At 62.6% G+C, this 15,043-nt stretch carries 17 protein-coding genes; 11 read left to right on the forward strand and 6 right to left on the reverse strand.

Going from position 1 to position 15,043, the window contains the following annotated elements; genetic code table 11:
- Nucleotides 1-5: 5 nt before the first annotated feature.
- Entirely contained in the window at nucleotides 6-506 is a 501-nt protein-coding gene (locus NKH29_RS12940) for a hypothetical protein (protein ID WP_031193518.1), read from the reverse strand.
- Between the two features lie 11 nt (nucleotides 507-517).
- Nucleotides 518-1,243, reverse strand: coding sequence for a DUF2259 domain-containing protein (locus tag NKH29_RS12945; protein ID WP_352999699.1), 726 nt, complete (start codon nucleotides 1,241-1,243; stop codon nucleotides 518-520).
- 248 nt (nucleotides 1,244-1,491) lie between these two features.
- On the opposite strand from NKH29_RS12945, the gene NKH29_RS12950 reads away from it, so the two are divergent.
- Nucleotides 1,492-1,746, forward strand: a complete 255-nt coding sequence (locus NKH29_RS12950) for a DUF2171 domain-containing protein (protein WP_254817658.1) — start codon at nucleotides 1,492-1,494, stop codon at nucleotides 1,744-1,746.
- 46 nt (nucleotides 1,747-1,792) lie between these two features.
- Here the strand turns inward: NKH29_RS12950 and NKH29_RS12955 are convergent, their stop codons facing one another.
- Nucleotides 1,793-2,812 carry a P1 family peptidase gene (locus tag NKH29_RS12955; protein WP_352481167.1) on the reverse strand — a complete coding sequence of 340 codons (1,020 nt, stop codon included), beginning with the start codon at nucleotides 2,810-2,812 and terminating at the stop codon, nucleotides 1,793-1,795.
- Nucleotides 2,812-3,885 carry a branched-chain amino acid ABC transporter substrate-binding protein gene (locus NKH29_RS12960; protein ID WP_023717401.1) on the reverse strand — a complete coding sequence of 358 codons (1,074 nt, stop codon included), beginning with the start codon at nucleotides 3,883-3,885 and terminating at the stop codon, nucleotides 2,812-2,814. The genes NKH29_RS12955 and NKH29_RS12960 overlap by 1 nt, the downstream gene beginning before the upstream one ends.
- 180 nt (nucleotides 3,886-4,065) lie before the next feature.
- On the opposite strand from NKH29_RS12960, the gene NKH29_RS12965 reads away from it, so the two are divergent.
- The 7 genes from NKH29_RS12965 to NKH29_RS12995 are packed head-to-tail and all read left to right on the forward strand — an operon-like array spanning nucleotide 4,066 to nucleotide 10,402.
- Nucleotides 4,066-4,560, forward strand: a complete 495-nt coding sequence (locus tag NKH29_RS12965; protein ID WP_023717402.1) for a flavin reductase — start codon at nucleotides 4,066-4,068, stop codon at nucleotides 4,558-4,560.
- A 31-nt stretch (nucleotides 4,561-4,591) separates the two neighbouring features.
- Nucleotides 4,592-5,521: an AAA family ATPase gene (locus NKH29_RS12970; RefSeq protein ID WP_352999701.1), complete on the forward strand. Its 930-nt coding sequence runs from the start codon at nucleotides 4,592-4,594 to the stop codon at nucleotides 5,519-5,521.
- Between the two features lie 4 nt (nucleotides 5,522-5,525).
- The gene (locus NKH29_RS12975) at nucleotides 5,526-6,770 is read left to right on the forward strand and encodes a vWA domain-containing protein (protein ID WP_352481164.1); all 1,245 of its coding nucleotides are present in this window, start codon (nucleotides 5,526-5,528) and stop codon (nucleotides 6,768-6,770) included.
- 25 nt (nucleotides 6,771-6,795) lie between these two features.
- The gene (locus NKH29_RS12980) at nucleotides 6,796-7,134 is read left to right on the forward strand and encodes an XdhC family protein (protein ID WP_023717405.1); all 339 of its coding nucleotides are present in this window, start codon (nucleotides 6,796-6,798) and stop codon (nucleotides 7,132-7,134) included.
- Nucleotides 7,135-7,140: 6 nt separating this feature from the next.
- Entirely contained in the window at nucleotides 7,141-7,845 is a 705-nt protein-coding gene (locus tag NKH29_RS12985; protein WP_352481162.1) for an XdhC family protein, read from the forward strand.
- Nucleotides 7,842-9,452 carry an NTP transferase domain-containing protein gene (locus NKH29_RS12990; RefSeq protein ID WP_023717407.1) on the forward strand — a complete coding sequence of 537 codons (1,611 nt, stop codon included), beginning with the start codon at nucleotides 7,842-7,844 and terminating at the stop codon, nucleotides 9,450-9,452. Before NKH29_RS12985 ends, NKH29_RS12990 begins: the two co-directional genes overlap by 4 nt.
- A gap of 32 nt (nucleotides 9,453-9,484) precedes the next feature.
- Nucleotides 9,485-10,402 (forward strand): alpha/beta hydrolase, encoded by a 918-nt coding sequence (locus NKH29_RS12995; protein WP_502911245.1) that lies wholly within the window; start codon nucleotides 9,485-9,487, stop codon nucleotides 10,400-10,402.
- On the opposite strand, the gene NKH29_RS13000 is transcribed toward NKH29_RS12995, so the two are convergent.
- On the reverse strand, nucleotides 10,399-11,430 hold the full coding sequence (locus tag NKH29_RS13000; RefSeq protein WP_352999704.1) for a DUF1176 domain-containing protein: 1,032 nt from the start codon (nucleotides 11,428-11,430) through the stop codon (nucleotides 10,399-10,401). The two genes, NKH29_RS12995 and NKH29_RS13000, sit on opposite strands and share 4 nt — an antisense overlap.
- Before the next feature lie 123 nt (nucleotides 11,431-11,553).
- Between NKH29_RS13000 and NKH29_RS13005 the strand changes: the two genes are divergently transcribed.
- Nucleotides 11,554-12,060, forward strand: coding sequence for a DUF1993 domain-containing protein (locus NKH29_RS13005; RefSeq protein ID WP_023717410.1), 507 nt, complete (start codon nucleotides 11,554-11,556; stop codon nucleotides 12,058-12,060).
- A 52-nt stretch (nucleotides 12,061-12,112) separates the two neighbouring features.
- Here NKH29_RS13005 and NKH29_RS13010 read toward each other — a convergent pair whose 3' ends face one another.
- Nucleotides 12,113-12,277 carry a hypothetical protein gene (locus NKH29_RS13010; protein ID WP_023674744.1) on the reverse strand — a complete coding sequence of 55 codons (165 nt, stop codon included), beginning with the start codon at nucleotides 12,275-12,277 and terminating at the stop codon, nucleotides 12,113-12,115.
- Between the two features lie 384 nt (nucleotides 12,278-12,661).
- On the opposite strand from NKH29_RS13010, the gene NKH29_RS13015 reads away from it, so the two are divergent.
- Together NKH29_RS13015 and NKH29_RS13020 are read left to right on the forward strand one after the other, a co-directional pair.
- Nucleotides 12,662-13,729: an aldo/keto reductase gene (locus tag NKH29_RS13015; RefSeq protein ID WP_352999706.1), complete on the forward strand. Its 1,068-nt coding sequence runs from the start codon at nucleotides 12,662-12,664 to the stop codon at nucleotides 13,727-13,729.
- 48 nt (nucleotides 13,730-13,777) lie between these two features.
- Entirely contained in the window at nucleotides 13,778-15,043 is a 1,266-nt protein-coding gene (locus tag NKH29_RS13020) for a cysteine desulfurase-like protein (RefSeq protein ID WP_352999708.1), read from the forward strand.

Consider the following 15,043-nt stretch of genomic DNA (forward strand, 5'->3'; position numbering starts at 1 on the left):
AATGCTCAACGTTGCTGGCGCGCAAACCAGACACTGGCGACAGCCAGCGCAATGAAACCGAGCGGAAAATACAGCCGGATGCCGAGGACGACGAACTGGTAGAGCGCCGTCAACATCGTGAACACGAACTGGAAAACCCAGGTGATGGTGAGCGCGGGCGCATGCCATTGGACATAGTAGGAGCGGTATTGCAGCCCAAAGAGGCCGCCGGTGAAGGCGATAGTCACGGTGAGAAGGCAGACGAAGGCGGCAGCGAGGGCGATCTCCCAGTTGCGTCCGAGGGAGACGAGTCGCGCCAGAAACAGCCCAACCGGGAAGGCCAGCGCGCCGCCGGCAGCATAAAGCAGCGAGACGAAGCGGACCTTCGCCGGGGTCTCCCAATCGTACAGCTGCAGATTGAGCAGCGCGCTGGCGCCCATCGCCATGGCCCACAACAAGGCACCGACAAAAGCGGTGCGCAGCGGCGGCAAGGAGCGGCGGAGACGGCGCAGAGCGCGATAGCGCATGGCGGGGAACGTCACAGGCGACCGGTTACCGCGATCCAGCGATAGTCCGGCCCTTCGAAGCCGTATTGGCGCACCGCGATCAGCACGGCATAGGCGCTGAGGCTATCCAGTGAAAATGTCTGGACCGCGCCGATCTGGTGCCCATTCGGACAGCCGCGGCTTTGCGGGATTGATTTGTCCTCGTGAATAATCCTCGTCTGGCCGCCGTCCTTCGCCTCGATGCGCAGCAGGCGAAAGCCGTTGATCTCGCCCTGGCTCTGGCAGCGTTCGGTGTCGTTCATGCCGATCTGGTCGAGCCGGAACTCGAGCGGATCGTCGACCGGCGAAAAGATCGGGCGCGGACTGACCACCATGCGGAAGGGATCGGCAGAAAGCTCGGTCACCGGGTTGAAGCCGGCGGTGATGCCGCGATTTGCCGTGAGTTCCGCCTGACTGACGATCGCTTCGCCCTTTTGCCGGGCCTGCAGCCGCGCTGCGTCCACCATGGCATTCTCGTGGTCGAGCCGGATACGGATCGGCGATCCCTTGAGAAAACTGTCGTCGGCCGTGTCGATGTAATAGCGGTTGGCATACGGGAATCCCGATCCGTCCTGGACGCCATATTCTTCGAAGGCGAAGATGCCGCCGTCACGGCTGAAGCCGAGGATCTCAAGCTCGGCGACATCGCCTGCGTAGGCAGCGACCGAAGTTGCAAGCTGGGCGAACAGGCAGACGGCAAACAGGGCAAGATTTCGCATGGGGCTTTCCGTTCAGGCAGTCGACGTCGTTAAATTCCCTATCACGATGCTGTCAAAAGATCGTGCTAACTGAAACACGAAGTCGATGCATCCAATCCGGCTGTCGTTTGTTATTGTCGGCAGCTTCATCGCATCGTGCCTTCCGAAAATCAGAATCGATTTTCGGAAGGGCACGATGCATTGATTCAAAATGTTTAGAGCATCCTTTGCGCGTCCAAAGGACGCGCGGCGCCCTAAGGGAGACCCCCATGACCGATGCAGCCAAGATCCGCGAACGTATGGAAGTGATCGGCGCCGACGGCGTCCATGTCGGGACCGTCGACAAGGTCGACGGGGATCGCATCAAGCTGACCAAGCGCGACAGCGGCGAGGGCGCTCACAGGGGCCATCACCACTTCATTCCTCTCAGCCTCGTCGCCGAGGTCGAGGGCCAGAAGGTGCGCCTGTCGGCAAACTCGGATGTTGCGGTCACGTTCGAGGAAGAAAAATCCGACCCCACCTGATCATAGTCCAGTCTGACTACTGCTCACCGAATGAGCGTCGGCGCGTTCAGCGCGACGACCAGACCGGGAAGAGATCGCCCTCGGCCGGCGTCGCGGCAAAGACGCCGCGGCTGATGGCGCGCGCCATCGTCGCGCCGGCAGCTGCGTAGAGATCGATTGCATCGTTGGGCCCGAGCTCGATGCCGCTCTTGCCCGTTGCCAGCGCGAAGACCAGATCGCCGTCGGCGGGCGTGTGCGTCGGCCAAATGGCACGGACAAAGCCGTCATGCGCTGATATCGCCAGGCGTTTGGCGGCGGCCTTGGTGAGGACCGCATCAGTGGCGATCACGGCGATGGTCGTGTTGGCGCCGGTTTCCGCCTGCTCTGCGGCATGCTTGTCACGGAACTTCAGCAGGATCTTTCTGGCACCGTCAGGCATCGGGTGGGGATAGCCTAAGCCGCCGAACTCGTCGCCGATCTCGAACGGTGCCGCCCAGAAATGGCGGGTCCCGGCGACCGTCACCGAGCCGGTCGGGTTGACGGCGGCGAGCGCGCCGATGGTGACGCCGCTGTCCAGCATTGTCGAGGCCGAGCCGAGCCCGCCCTTCAGACCGGAGCTCAGCGCGCCGGCACCCGCGCCGGCGGTGCCGAGCGCAAAGTCTATCGCGGCGGCTTGCGCGGCTTCGTAGCCGAGGTCGCGGTAAGGCGGATACCGGCCCCAATCCTTGTCGCCGCCATTGCGCAGGTCGAACAGGATCGCCGCCGGCACGATCGGCACGCGAAAGCCGCCGACCTCGACGCCGATGCCTCTTTCGCGCAATGCCGCCTGTACCCCCGACGCGGCGTCGAGGCCAAAGGCCGAACCGCCCGAAAGCACCACGGCGTGGATGGCATGGATTGAATTGTGCGGCTCGAGCAGGTCGGTTTCGCGGGTGCCCGGCGCACCGCCCAGGATTTGCACGCCGGCCACGGCCGGTTCGTCGCAGATGACAGTGGTCACACCGGATTTCAGCTTGGCATTCGCCGCATTGCCAACCCGCAAGCCGGCAACGTCGGTGATGAGATTGCGCGGACCGGTATGGAACATTATTGGCTCTCCGCCCGCACGAAACGGCCGCCGTCGAAACGGTAGGCGCGATAAGGATTTTGCGTCAGGTCGCCTTTCTCGTCAAAGCGGATCGGCCCGATCGCCGTAGTGAAGTCATGTCCAGTAAGCAGGTCAGCCAGGCTTTTGCCGGAGGTTTCGGAAGCCGCAAAGGCCTCGCGGGCGATCTCGACCGCGGCATAGGCGGGAAGCGTATAACCATCCGGCACGATGTTTTGTGCGACAAAGCTTTGCAGCACCTTGGGGTCGGCGACGTCAACCCATTCGGGCGGCGCGATCATTAGCGTGCCGACGGCGTAAGGCACGTCGCCGAGCGGCGCGCGCAGCGCTTCACCGCCGGCAAACACCATGCCGGTATCGAGCTGGCCGGCGTCGCGGCCCATAATGGCGACATCATCGCCGTCACCACCGGCAAAGACATGCGTTGCGCCGGCTTTCTTCAGTCGGCCGATCAGGCCGATCTGGTTGTCGAGCTGCGGCCGGAACGTGTCGACGAACACTGGCTTCAATGCCGCCTGCTCGGCGGCAGACCGAAACGTCTCGGCCATTTCGCGGCCATAGATCGTGCCATCGTCGACGATAGCGAACAGCTCGTTCTGCCATAGGCGGGTGAGGGTGGCGGCGACGGCATTGCGCTCGTCGTCGCCGCGCGGCCCGAGACGATAGATCGGCCATCCCGTCTTGGCGCGCCGGTCGGTCAGGCTTTCCGTGCGCACGCCGACGGTGATCACCGGGATGTCGGCATCCTTGAGGATCGGCAGAGCCGCCTCGATTGCGTCGGTGCACAGAAAACCGATGACGACCTTGACCTTGGCCGCGGCGAATTCCCGCGCGGCGGCAACGCCGCCAGCGGCCGTGCAGGCGTCATCGATCGTCCTGATCTCGGTATCACTCGCTTCAGCCGCCATTGTCGCGCCTGCCTCGATCTGCTTGCCGAGGATCGCCGACGGCCCCGACAAAGGCGCCGCGACACCGATCAGCAGCGTCTCGGCACTCGCACTACCGGCGAGCGAGAGCCAGGCCAGCACCGCTATCGTGGTTGTCCAAGGTCGCATGCGAGCGAAGAATTCCTCCGCGCCGGTCGCGTGTTTTGCCGGCGCCAATGCCGTCAAGACCTAAAGGCTGGCCAGCTTTGGCGCAACACGCGAATTCGGGATATAGCTCAAGCACTTCGCTTGTGGCATGCAATATGCGGTCATATATAACGGCTGGTTCTGACTAACGGAAAATCATCGGTGCTGAAGAAGAATGAAATCGGGCCGCAGGCCTACCGCGACGCTATGGCCCATTTTGCCGGCCATGTGCATGTGGTCACCACTGATGGCCCGGCGGGCAAGCGTGGCGCGACGGTGATCGCGGCCTGCTCGGTGTCGGACACGCCGCCGACCATCCTGGTCTGCCTCAATCGTGAAAATCCCAAGAACGAGCCGTTTGTGAAAAACGGCAAATTTGCCCTGAACACGCTGGCTTCGGATCAGGAGCCGCTATCGATCGGCTTTTCCGGCATCACCGGCCTGCCGGTCGAGGAGCGTTTCGCATTGGCCGAATGGGACGTCATCTCGACCGGTGCGCCGACGTTGAAGGGCGCGCTTGCCGTCTTCGACTGCGAGCTGATCGACACCAAGGATTTGGCCACTCATCGTGTGCTTTTTGGCAAGGTGACAGGCCTGCGCACCGGCGATAATTTGCGGCCGCTGATCTATCACGATCGCAGCTACCACGCTCTGTAGAGGCTTTGATGGCCGCGTCCATGGAGATCAAATGACCGAGCTGAAATCGCGCCCCGTGCCGCGGACCATCGACGAGACGCTCGATCTGTTGACCGGTGCGGATTATGTGGCGGACCGGTCGCTGGCGACTGTGCTGTTTTTGTCGCTGCGCATGAAGCGTCCGCTGTTCCTTGAGGGTGAGGCCGGCGTCGGCAAGACCGAGATCGCCAAGGTGCTGGCCGAGGCCCTTGGCCGTAGGCTGATCCGCCTGCAATGCTATGAAGGGCTCGATGTCTCGTCTGCCGTCTACGAGTGGAACTACGCCGCGCAGATGATCGAAATCCGCATGGAGGAGGCGGCCGGCAAGGTCGACCGCTCCGACATGGAACGCAACGTCTTTTCCGAAAAGTATCTGATCCGCCGCCCGGTGCTCGATGCGCTGACTGGCAAGGCGGGCGCCGCACCGGTGTTCCTGATCGACGAACTCGACCGCACCGACGAGGCCTTCGAGGCATTCCTGCTCGAAATCCTTTCCGATTTCCAGGTGACGGTGCCCGAACTCGGCACCATCAAGGCGGAGGAGCCGCCGATCGTCATCATCACCACCAACCGCACGCGCGAAATCCACGACGCGCTGAAGCGGCGCTGCCTTTATCACTGGGTCGATTATCCCAATGCCGAGCACGAGCTTGAGATCGTCCGCCGAAAGGTGCCGCAGGCCAACAGCCGGCTTTCGGCCGAGGTCGTTTCATTCATCCAGAAGCTGCGTCAGATCGAGCTGTTCAAGGTGCCCGGCGTCGCCGAGACCATTGACTGGGCCGGCGCGCTGACCGAACTCGACAAGGTGGCGTTGGACCCTGAGACGGTTTCCGACACGATTGGCGTGCTGCTGAAATACCAGGACGATATTGCCCGCATCGGTGAGGGCGAAGGCCGGCGCATCCTCAACGAGGTCAAGGCCGAGCTGTCGGCGGCGGAGTAGGGCGATGCCGCGTGCGGAACCCAAAGAGGCAACGGCGGACGGGCGGATCGCCGACAACGTCGTCTATTTCTCCCGCACCTTGCGCAAGGCCGGTATGCGTGTCGGACCGGCCTCGGTCAAAGACGCCATCGAGGCAGTGCTCGCTGCCGGCATCGGCTCGCGTGACGATTTCTACTGGACGCTGCACGCCGTGCTGGTCTCGAGGCACGAAGATCACGCCACCTTCGACGAGACCTTCCGGCTGTTCTGGAAGTCGCACGAGCTGATCGAAAAGATGCTGGCGATCTTTTCGCCGATCGCTCCCGACAACAAAGGGAAGCAAAAACCCCGCGCGGCCGAGAACCGCGTCAGCCAGGCGATGTTCGAGGGTCACCAGAAGAACCAGCCGGCGCAGGAAGTTCCCGAGATCGAGGTCGACGCGCGCTTCACCTTCTCCGGCAACGAGGTGCTGAGAGGCAAGGATTTTGCCCAGATGAACGCCGCCGAGATGGCCGACGCCAAGATAGCGATCGCCCAGTTGCGGCTGCCCTTCGACATGGTTCGGACGCGGCGTTTCAAAGCCGATGCGCATGGCCGCCGTATCGATCCGCGCGCCATGATGCGCTCGGCTGCGCGCACCGGCGGCGAGTTGATCCTGCCTAAATTCCGCTCGCCCCGCGAAGTCCATCCGCCGCTGGTGGTGCTTGCCGACATTTCCGGTTCTATGAGCCAGTACACGCGGATCTTCCTGCATTTCCTGCATGCGCTGACGGAAAAGCGCCGGCGCGTGCACGCCTTCGTCTTCGGCACCAGGCTTACCAATCTGACCCGTCAGATGCGGCATCGCGATCCCGATGCCGCACTCGCCGACTGTTCTGCCGCGGTAAAGGACTGGTCGGGCGGCACGCGCATCGGCGATACGCTGGCAGAATTCAACCGTTTTTGGTCGCGCCGCGTGCTGGGGCAAGGCGCGGTGGTACTGCTGATCACCGATGGGCTGGAGCGCGACGAGGTCGCCGGCCTGTCGGAGGAAATGGAACGGCTGCATAAATCCTGCCGGCGGCTGATCTGGCTGAACCCGCTGCTGCGCTTCGACGGCTTCGAGGCGCGCGCCCGCGGCGTCAGGGCGATGCTGCCGCATGTCGACGAATTCCGTTCGGTGCACAATCTCGACGCGCTCGCCGATCTCTGTGCGTCGCTGGACAAGAATTCGGTGCGTTCGGTCGACCCGCGCCGGTGGATCCAGGCTGGCGCGAAGCGCGTCGCATAACCACATGTCTCCCAGGGAGAAAATCATGGAACACAGTGTCTATCTCGATGAAGCCCGCGACCCGCTGATCATCGCGGAGGGCTGGATGAAGGACGGCAAGGACGTCGCCATTGCCACCGTGGTCGAAACCTGGGGTTCGGCACCGCGGCCGGTCGGTAGCCATCTGGTCATCGACACCGAAGGCAATTTCCATGGCTCCGTTTCGGGCGGCTGCGTCGAAGGCGCAGTGGTGACCGAAGCAATCGACGTCATCGATAGCGGCAAGGCGAAGATGCTGGAGTTCGGGGTCGCCGATGAGACTGCGTGGCAGGTCGGCCTGTCCTGTGGCGGCCGCATCAAGGTCTATGTCGAAAGATTGGGCTGATTGTCGATGGATCCTTACGCGCTGAAGACACTCAACGCCGAACGTCGTGCCCGCCGCGCGGCGATTTTGGTAACCGATCTTGGTGACGGCCGGGACCGTATCGTGCGCGAGGGCGACCAGGTTGCCGGCGAACTCGGGGCAGCCATCGCCAAGGCATTCCGCACCGGCAATTCCGGGTCGGTCGAAGCTGAGGGACGGGCCTTCTTCCTCAACGCACATCTGCCGCAGCCACGCCTGGTGGTGATCGGCGCCGTCCACATCAGCCAGGCGCTTGCACCGATGGCCAGGATCGCCGGCTATCCCGTCGAGATCATCGATCCGCGCACGGCGTTTGCCACGTCCGACCGCTTTCCCGACATCGCGCTGCATGCCGAATGGCCGGAGGATGTCCTGAAGCGTCAGCCGCTCGACGGCTATACCGCGCTGGCTGCCCTCACTCATGATCCGAAGATCGACGATTTCGCGCTGAAGGCGGCGCTCGACGCCAACTGCTTCTATGTCGGGGCGCTTGGCAGTCGCAAGACCCATGCGAAACGCGTCGAACGCTTGCTGGCCTTGGGCGCGACCGCCGACCAGATCGCCCGCATTCATGCACCGATCGGCCTCGACATTGGGGCTGCCAGCCCGGCCGAGATCGCCGTCGCGGTGTTGGCGCAAGCGATCCACGCCTTTCGCTCTCGCGGCCTCGAATCCAAAGGCGCGGTCGCGTGAAATTTGGTCCCGTTCCGATCGATGCGGCCGAAGGGGCAGTGCTGGCGCACGCCACCACAGCCGGAGAGCGCCGCTTCCGCAAGGCGCACAGGCTAAGCGCCGAGGATGTGTCCCTGTTGAAGGCCTCCGGGATTTCCGAGGTCGTCGCGGCGGTGTTGGCGCCCGATGATCTCAGCGAGGATGCCGCGGCCGAAAAGCTCGCCGCATATATGATCCATCGCAACATCGAGGCGAAGCGCGCTGCGACCGGCAGGGTCAACCTCCACGCGCAGGCTGCCGGCATATTCACCGTCGACGCGGCGATGATCGACGCCATCAATGCCGTCGATCCGACGATTACCATCGCCACGCTGGCGCAGCATGCGCCGGTCGAAAAAGGTCAGATGGTTGCGACGGTGAAAATCATTCCGTTTGCGGTCGCCTTCGCTTTGGTCGATGCGGTGGCAAGGATCTGCGCCGAGGGCGAGATTTTTGCGGTCAACGCCTATCAGCCGGTGCGCGTCGGCGTCATCCAGACGGTGCTGCCCGGCATCAAGCCGAGCGTGCTCGACAAGACGCTGCGCGTCACCGAAGCGCGCCTGGCGCGTTCGGGCAGCCGGCTGACGACGGAGCGTCGAACCCCGCATGAGGTCAGCCCCGTCGCCGAGGCTGCCGCCTCGCTGATCCGCGACAACGATATGGTGGTGATCTTCGGCGCCTCGGCGATGGCCGATTTCGGCGACGTCGTGCCCGCCGCCATCGAAAGGGCAAGCGGCACCGTCATTCGCGCCGGCATGCCGGTCGATCCTGGCAATCTGCTGGTGCTCGGCAATCTAGGCGGCAAGCGCATCATCGGTGCGCCCGGTTGCGCCCGTAGCCCCAAGGAGAACGGCTTCGACTGGGTGCTCGACCGGCTGATTGCTGGTCTCGACGTGACCGCCAGGGATATTGCCGGCATGGGCGTTGGCGGGCTGCTGATGGAAATTCCGACGCGGCCGCAGCCGCGCGAGCCGCTGCCGGCCAAAGCAGAACCAAGGGTCGAGACGGTGCTTCTGGCGGCCGGCCGCTCCAGCCGCATGAGCGGGCCGAACAAGCTTTTGGCGCTGTTCGACGGCAAGCCCCTGGTCCGCCGCACCGCCGAACGCGCGGTCGGTTCGAAAGCCGCGGCCACCATCGTCGTCACCGGCCACGAGCGCGAGCGCGTGCGCAGCGCACTGTCGGGCATGGATGTGACCTTCGCCGACAATCCGGATTTCGCCGAGGGTCTGTCTTCGTCGCTGAAGGCAGGCATCGCCAAGGTTTCTGGCGACGCCGCCGGCGCCCTGATCGTCCTCGGCGATATGCCGGGCGTCGCCTCGGCCGACCTCGACAGGCTGATCGAGGCGTTCCGCAAGTCCGAAGGGCGATCGGTGGTGCGCGCCTCTCATAATGGCCGGCGCGGCAACCCGGTGCTGCTGCCGCGCTCGCTGTTCGCCGCCATCGCTCACCTCGAAGGCGATACCGGTGCCCGTCATCTGGTCGAGGCCGAAGGGCTCGACGTCATCGATGTCGAGATCGGCGAAGGGGCGGCCGTCGATGTCGACACGCGCGAGGCGCTGGAAAGCGCCGGCGGCGTGCTGCAGGATTGACAAACCGAAGCCGAAAAACGCATGGCTGCGGGATGGCCTTTCGTTCTTGCTTCCGGTTCCGCTTGCCCCCCTCTGGCCTCCCGGCCCTGCTGATCGCGATTCTTTTGTCGCTCTCTTGTGCCGCCTACGCCAACGCTCTCGAACTCAAACCCTTCAAGGATGATCTGTTCGCCTATCCGGCGACGCTCTCATCCGAAAACAACGGCGCCTATACGGTCATCGACTATCGTGAGTTGCGCGACATCAACGCCCGTGACGAAGTGCCTGAGCGTCGTGTGCACGCGCAATACACCGATACCGGCGTGCGCAAGGTGCAGCAGGATCTGTTGCTGAAGACCGACGCCGGAGATGTCCGCCACATTGCCGTCGGCAAAGTCGGGGGCGCCAGCATCATCGTGCTTTACCTGCACGGGCAGGGCGGCAGCCGTAAGCAGGGCACCGACGACATCACCTTCGGCGGCAATTTCAACCGCATCAAGAACCTGATGGCCGGCAATGGCGGCCTCTATCTGTCGCCGGATTTTTCCGACTTCGGCGACACCGGTGCCGCCCAGATCGCTGCGTTGATCGCCCACTATGCCGAGCAGTCGCCGGGCGCAAAAATCTTCGTCGCCTGTGGCTCGATGGGCGGTTCGTTATGCTGGAAGCTGGCCGATCGCAAGGACACCGGCGGGCGCATCGACGGGCTGCTGCTGCTCGGCTCGCTGTGGGATGAGAGTTTCTTCTCAAGCCCCGCATTCAAGCGTCGTGTGCCGGTCTTCTTCGGCCAGGGTAGCAAGGACCCGGTGTTTCCAATCGAGAAACAGGAAGGCTTCTTCCGATCGATCCTAGCCAAATCGAGAACCTATCCGACCCGCTTCGTCCGTTTTGAAACTGGCACGCATGGCACGCCAATCCGCATGACCGACTGGCGGGGTACACTCAACTGGATGTTATCGAAGGCCCCCTAGGGCGCGGTGTTGTAGTCGACGACCGTCTGCGGATTTTCCTCGCCGTCGTAAGACGCGTCGACGTCGTACTGGACCAGGGAAAAATCGCCGTTGCGAAACAGATATGTCCCCGATGAAGAGGCATCGCCGATGCCACGCCATTTGTTGAACGTAGCGATCGTCTTGGTCTCTTCGTCGTAATCGGAATTGGTTGCCCAGCCGGAGGTCTGGAAGCCAACTATGGTCATGCCCAGCAGTTTGCCTTCGCTGTCGTTGTTTTCGTAGCGAATGTCCATTTCGGGTTCGGCGAACTGCAATTGCCTGACGCCGAGCACGTCGTCGCTCATGTAATAAATAGAGCTTTCGTTATAGGCCGCGGCCGAGCAGGAGAAGTGGAAAAGCCGCGTTTCCCTTTCGGGATCACTGGCAGCCGCATCCTTGTCTTTAAACTGGATCGAGAAAATGTCCGGCTCGGTGCTTAGAAACTCCTTGTCACATTGGTCGCCATAGGTGGCGCCAAACGCCTTTTTGGCCTGCTCAAGCGCCGCGTCCTTCTTCGGCGGCGGCTGTCCTTCGCCGCAGCTTGCCGGCACGGCATCTTCGAAATCGGCCCTTGACGATTTCAGCGCACCCTTGTCGATGAAGATCGGGCGAAATGGCGGTTCCTGGATCGAGGCGTTGATCTGTCGCAGCGTATAGCAGCCGGCAAAGACATTTTGGCTGCCGTCCTTGGCCGTCGCCCGAATGGCGACCGGAACGCTGTAATAGATACTGCCGGCAGCACCGTCTTCGGACACACCACCGGTTTTTACGTCGACCGTGTCGGTGCCGTCATAGCCTTTGACGAAGGAGTTGAAATCCTTGGCCGGCTTGGCGTCGCCGAAATAGTCCCAGGCGCGCGCGAATTCGTGCCGGCTGATGGCACTATAAAGCGACCGGATGACCGCTTCGGCATTCGACCTGTCGTCGATATAAGGCGCGTCTGCGGCGAGCGCCGATTGGCCGGCAAGCGAGATAAAAGCGGCCGTTGCGAAAAGGGCGCGTCTCATCGGGAACCTCCACTCGATGAAAAATCCTATCATATCGATTGCGGCGACGTGGTGACGCTTGAACAATCGCGTGCGAAAGCGCTACCTCTCGCCGTCGGCAGTCGGGCCGCGTGGAGATTTCTTGTGACCATATCAATGTATGAAGCATCCGTGCCGGTATTTTCGGCGAGGCTGAAGGCACTGGCCAACGTCCTGAGCATTGCCGAGCAAAATGCGGCTGACCGGAAGATCGATCCGCAGGTGTATCTCACGGCGAGGCTGGCGCCGGACATGTTCGCCCTGACCAGGCAGGTACAGATTGCCACCGATCACGCCAAGGGCGCGCCGTCGCGGCTGGCCGGGCGTGAGGTGCCAAAATACGAGGACAATGAGGCGAGCTTCGCCGATCTGCAGGCCCGCCTTAGCAAGACATTGGCTCATCTCGCGACATTTTCGGCGGCCGAATTCGATGGTTCAGATGACAGGATGGTCGAACTGAGGCTTGCGGGACGCGAGGTTTCGATGCCAGGAATGCAGTATCTGTTGCATGCCGCCATGCCCAATTTCTATTTCCACCTGACCACTGCCTATGACATCCTGCGCCACAACGGCGTGCCATTGGGCAAGTCGATCTTCCTCGGATTGCGTTGAGATTCGCTCAGGAGATATCCCGGCCGCGCCGGGATATCTCGCGGTGCACTGTTTAGCGCAAGGACATTTCCCGGGCGATGCGTGGGAAATCGGCCGGCTTGACGCCGATATCGGCGCGATCGGCATTGCTCATCGAATGGAGTAGCGCCAGTGCCGCGCGATAGCGCAGCTGTTCCCGCGGACGCGGACGGGCGAACATTTCAGTGAAGAATCCCATGATTCAAGCCCCTCTATTGAAACCTCCACGGCCTTCAATATAGGCGATCATGACGATTGTGCAGTGCAGCATTCGCATGGCAGCCATGCTGCCCCGATCTTTTTTGACATAATTCGGCTGGTCCGGCGAAACTTCTGCGGCACTTCGACCGTATGCGTCAGTGCCGGCATTTGGCCGGTTTTTCCTCGCCATTCCTGGCGAACTTCCGGACTGCATGCACATGCAGTCCGGCTTTTTATTGGCCGTGGGGATAAACCCCGTTCGCCGGCATCCTGGGAAAGTCGCCTGGCCTGCCGGCGGCGAGCTTGGAAGCGGCCGGCGCTTTCCTGTATGCTATTGCTTCCTCCTCGCGCAGCCGCGCAAAATTCCCGCCGGAGAACCTCCATGCACAAACGCCGCCTCGGCCAGACCGATCTTTTCGTGTCGCAGATCTGCCTCGGCTCGATGACCTGGGGCCAGCAGAACACCGAGGCGGACGGTCACGCTCAGATGGATTTGGCGTTTGCGCGCGGCGTCAATTTCATCGACACCGCCGAACTCTATCCGATCCCGCCCAAGGCCGAGACGCAGGGCCGCACCGAGACAATCATCGGCAACTGGATGAAGGAGAAGCGCAATCGCGGCCAGGTGATCATCGCCTCGAAAGTGGTTGGCCGCACCGCCAACACCTGGTTTCGCGGCGACCGCCCGTCGAAGCTGGTGCGCGCCGACATCTTCGACGCTATTGATAAGTCACTCGCCAGGCTCAACACCGATTACATCGATCTCTACCAGATCCATTGGCCGGAACGCGACGTACCGTGGGGCGCCAATCCGAACCGCATCGGCGCCGTGCCGCGACGCTCCGATGCCGCCGGCGTGCCGGAGGGCGAGACGCCGATCGCCGAGACGCTTGGTGTGTTCGACGAGCTGGTGAAGGCCGGCAAGATCCGCCACTTCGGCCTGTCGAACGAGAATTCCTGGGGCGTCATGCGTTTCATTGCCGAAGCCGACAAGGGCCTCGGCCCGCGCGTCGTCTCGTTGCAGAACGCCTATAATTTCGTCAACCGCACCTTCGAGGTGAACCTTGCCGAAGTCTGCGAGCGCGAGCAGGTGTCGCTGCTTGCCTATTCGCCGCTGGCGCAAGGCTATTTGACCGGCAAATACGATCATGGCGCGCGGCCGCAGGGCTCGCGCTCGCAGTTGTTCAACCGCGGCCAGCGCTACGAGACCCCGAATGCTGCCGAAGTGCAGCTCGAACACAACCGGTTGGCGCGCACCTTCGGCATGGAGCCGGCCCTGTTTGCCAATGCCTATGTCTCGAACCGGCCCTTGGTCACCTCGAACATCATCGGTGCCACCACCATTTCGCAACTCGAAATGGCGCTCTCTTCCGCCAACGTGGTCTGGACCGAGGACATGCAGAAAGCCGTCGATGCGATCCACCAGCGCGTCGGCAATCCGTGCCCGTGAGGCGTCGAGACGTGATCGTCCGATGATCATAAGGGGAGGGGAACAGCCATGGACTTCCGGATCGACGCGGTGCGCGCAAAATTTCCGGCCTTGTCGCTGACCGACAAGGGCCGCAGGCGCATCTATCTCGACAATCCTGCCGGCACGCAGGTGCCGCAGGCGGTGGCGGACGCGGTGTCACGCTGCCTGCTGACCACCAATGCCAATCTCGGCGGCTTCTTCGAGACCACCATCGCGGCCCAAGACATCGTCGACGAGGCCCATCTGGCGATGGCGGATTTCCTTGGCGCGGCAAGTCAGCAGGAAATTATCATCGGCGCCAACATGACGACGCTGACCTACCACATGTCGCGAACGCTTGGCCGTACGATGAAGCCCGGCGACGAGATCATCCTCACCCGCATGGACCATGAGGGCAACGTCTCGCCCTGGCTGCAACTGGCTGAAGACCTTGGCCTTGCCGTGCGCTGGCTGCCTTTCGACCAGCAGAGCTGGCAAATCGAGGAGGCGGCGCTTGCCGCGTTGCTTTCCGAGAGGACGCGGCTCGTTGCGCTCAACTACGCCAGCAATCTCACCGGGTCGATCAACCGGGTGAAGGCGTTGACCCGCACTGCCAGGCAGGCCGGTGCGTTGGTCTACGTCGATGCCGTGCAGTTCGCCCCGCATGGCCTGATCGACGTCCAAAATCTCGGCTGTGATTTCCTGATCTGCTCGGCCTACAAGTTCTTCGGCCCACATATGGGAATTTTGTGGGGCAGGCTGGACGTCGTCGATGCGCTGAAGCCGTACAAATGCCGTTGCTCGTCCAATGCCTTGCCGGAGCGCTTCGAGCTCGGCACGCCGCAAATTGAATTGATGGCCGGCCTGTCGGCGGCGGTCGATTATCTTGCCGAGCTGGGCGGGGCGGCCGGCGATCAAGCATCGCGCCGCCAGAAAATAACCAAGGCCTTCGAATTGTCGATCGCTTACGAGAACCCGCTGGCGCAACGGCTGATCGACGGTCTGTCGGATATTGCCGGCCTGACCATCCACGGCATCACCGATCCGAAGCGGATCAATGAGCGCGTGCCGACGGTGTCCTTCACCGTCCAAGGCATCGTGCCGGAGGCGATCGTGCGGCAGATGAATGCGGAAAACATCTTCCTATGGTCCGGCCACAACTACGCCTGGGAGATTGTGCACCAGCTCGGCATTCCGGCCGACCAGGGCGTCGTGCGCATAGGCATCGCTCATTACAACACTTCAGCCGAGATCGACGAGACGCTGGAGAGTGTGCACCGCGTTGTCGCCATGCTGAGGCAGGAACGATCCTGA

Source organism: Mesorhizobium sp. M1295 (genome assembly GCF_040318135.1).
In the GTDB taxonomy this organism is placed as follows: Bacteria; Pseudomonadota; Alphaproteobacteria; order Rhizobiales; family Rhizobiaceae; genus Mesorhizobium.

What these genes read in the sequence shown, in the direction of transcription:
- NKH29_RS12940 (WP_031193518.1), bottom strand. Translation starts at nt 506, where the DNA reads ATGCGCTATCGCGCTCTGCGCCGTCTCCGCCGCTCCTTGCCGCCGCTG.
- NKH29_RS12945 (WP_352999699.1), bottom strand. Translation starts at nt 1,243, where the DNA reads ATGCGAAATCTTGCCCTGTTTGCCGTCTGCCTGTTCGCCCAGCTTGCA.
- NKH29_RS12950 (WP_254817658.1), top strand. Translation starts at nt 1,492, where the DNA reads ATGACCGATGCAGCCAAGATCCGCGAACGTATGGAAGTGATCGGCGCC.
- NKH29_RS12955 (WP_352481167.1), bottom strand. Translation starts at nt 2,812, where the DNA reads ATGTTCCATACCGGTCCGCGCAATCTCATCACCGACGTTGCCGGCTTG.
- NKH29_RS12960 (WP_023717401.1), bottom strand. Translation starts at nt 3,885, where the DNA reads ATGCGACCTTGGACAACCACGATAGCGGTGCTGGCCTGGCTCTCGCTC.
- NKH29_RS12970 (WP_352999701.1), top strand. Translation starts at nt 4,592, where the DNA reads ATGACCGAGCTGAAATCGCGCCCCGTGCCGCGGACCATCGACGAGACG.
- NKH29_RS12975 (WP_352481164.1), top strand. Translation starts at nt 5,526, where the DNA reads ATGCCGCGTGCGGAACCCAAAGAGGCAACGGCGGACGGGCGGATCGCC.
- NKH29_RS12980 (WP_023717405.1), top strand. Translation starts at nt 6,796, where the DNA reads ATGGAACACAGTGTCTATCTCGATGAAGCCCGCGACCCGCTGATCATC.
- NKH29_RS12985 (WP_352481162.1), top strand. Translation starts at nt 7,141, where the DNA reads ATGGATCCTTACGCGCTGAAGACACTCAACGCCGAACGTCGTGCCCGC.
- NKH29_RS12995 (WP_502911245.1), top strand. Translation starts at nt 9,485, where the DNA reads ATGGCCTTTCGTTCTTGCTTCCGGTTCCGCTTGCCCCCCTCTGGCCTC.
- NKH29_RS13000 (WP_352999704.1), bottom strand. Translation starts at nt 11,430, where the DNA reads ATGAGACGCGCCCTTTTCGCAACGGCCGCTTTTATCTCGCTTGCCGGC.
- NKH29_RS13010 (WP_023674744.1), bottom strand. Translation starts at nt 12,277, where the DNA reads ATGGGATTCTTCACTGAAATGTTCGCCCGTCCGCGTCCGCGGGAACAG.
- NKH29_RS13015 (WP_352999706.1), top strand. Translation starts at nt 12,662, where the DNA reads ATGCACAAACGCCGCCTCGGCCAGACCGATCTTTTCGTGTCGCAGATC.
- NKH29_RS13020 (WP_352999708.1), top strand. Translation starts at nt 13,778, where the DNA reads ATGGACTTCCGGATCGACGCGGTGCGCGCAAAATTTCCGGCCTTGTCG.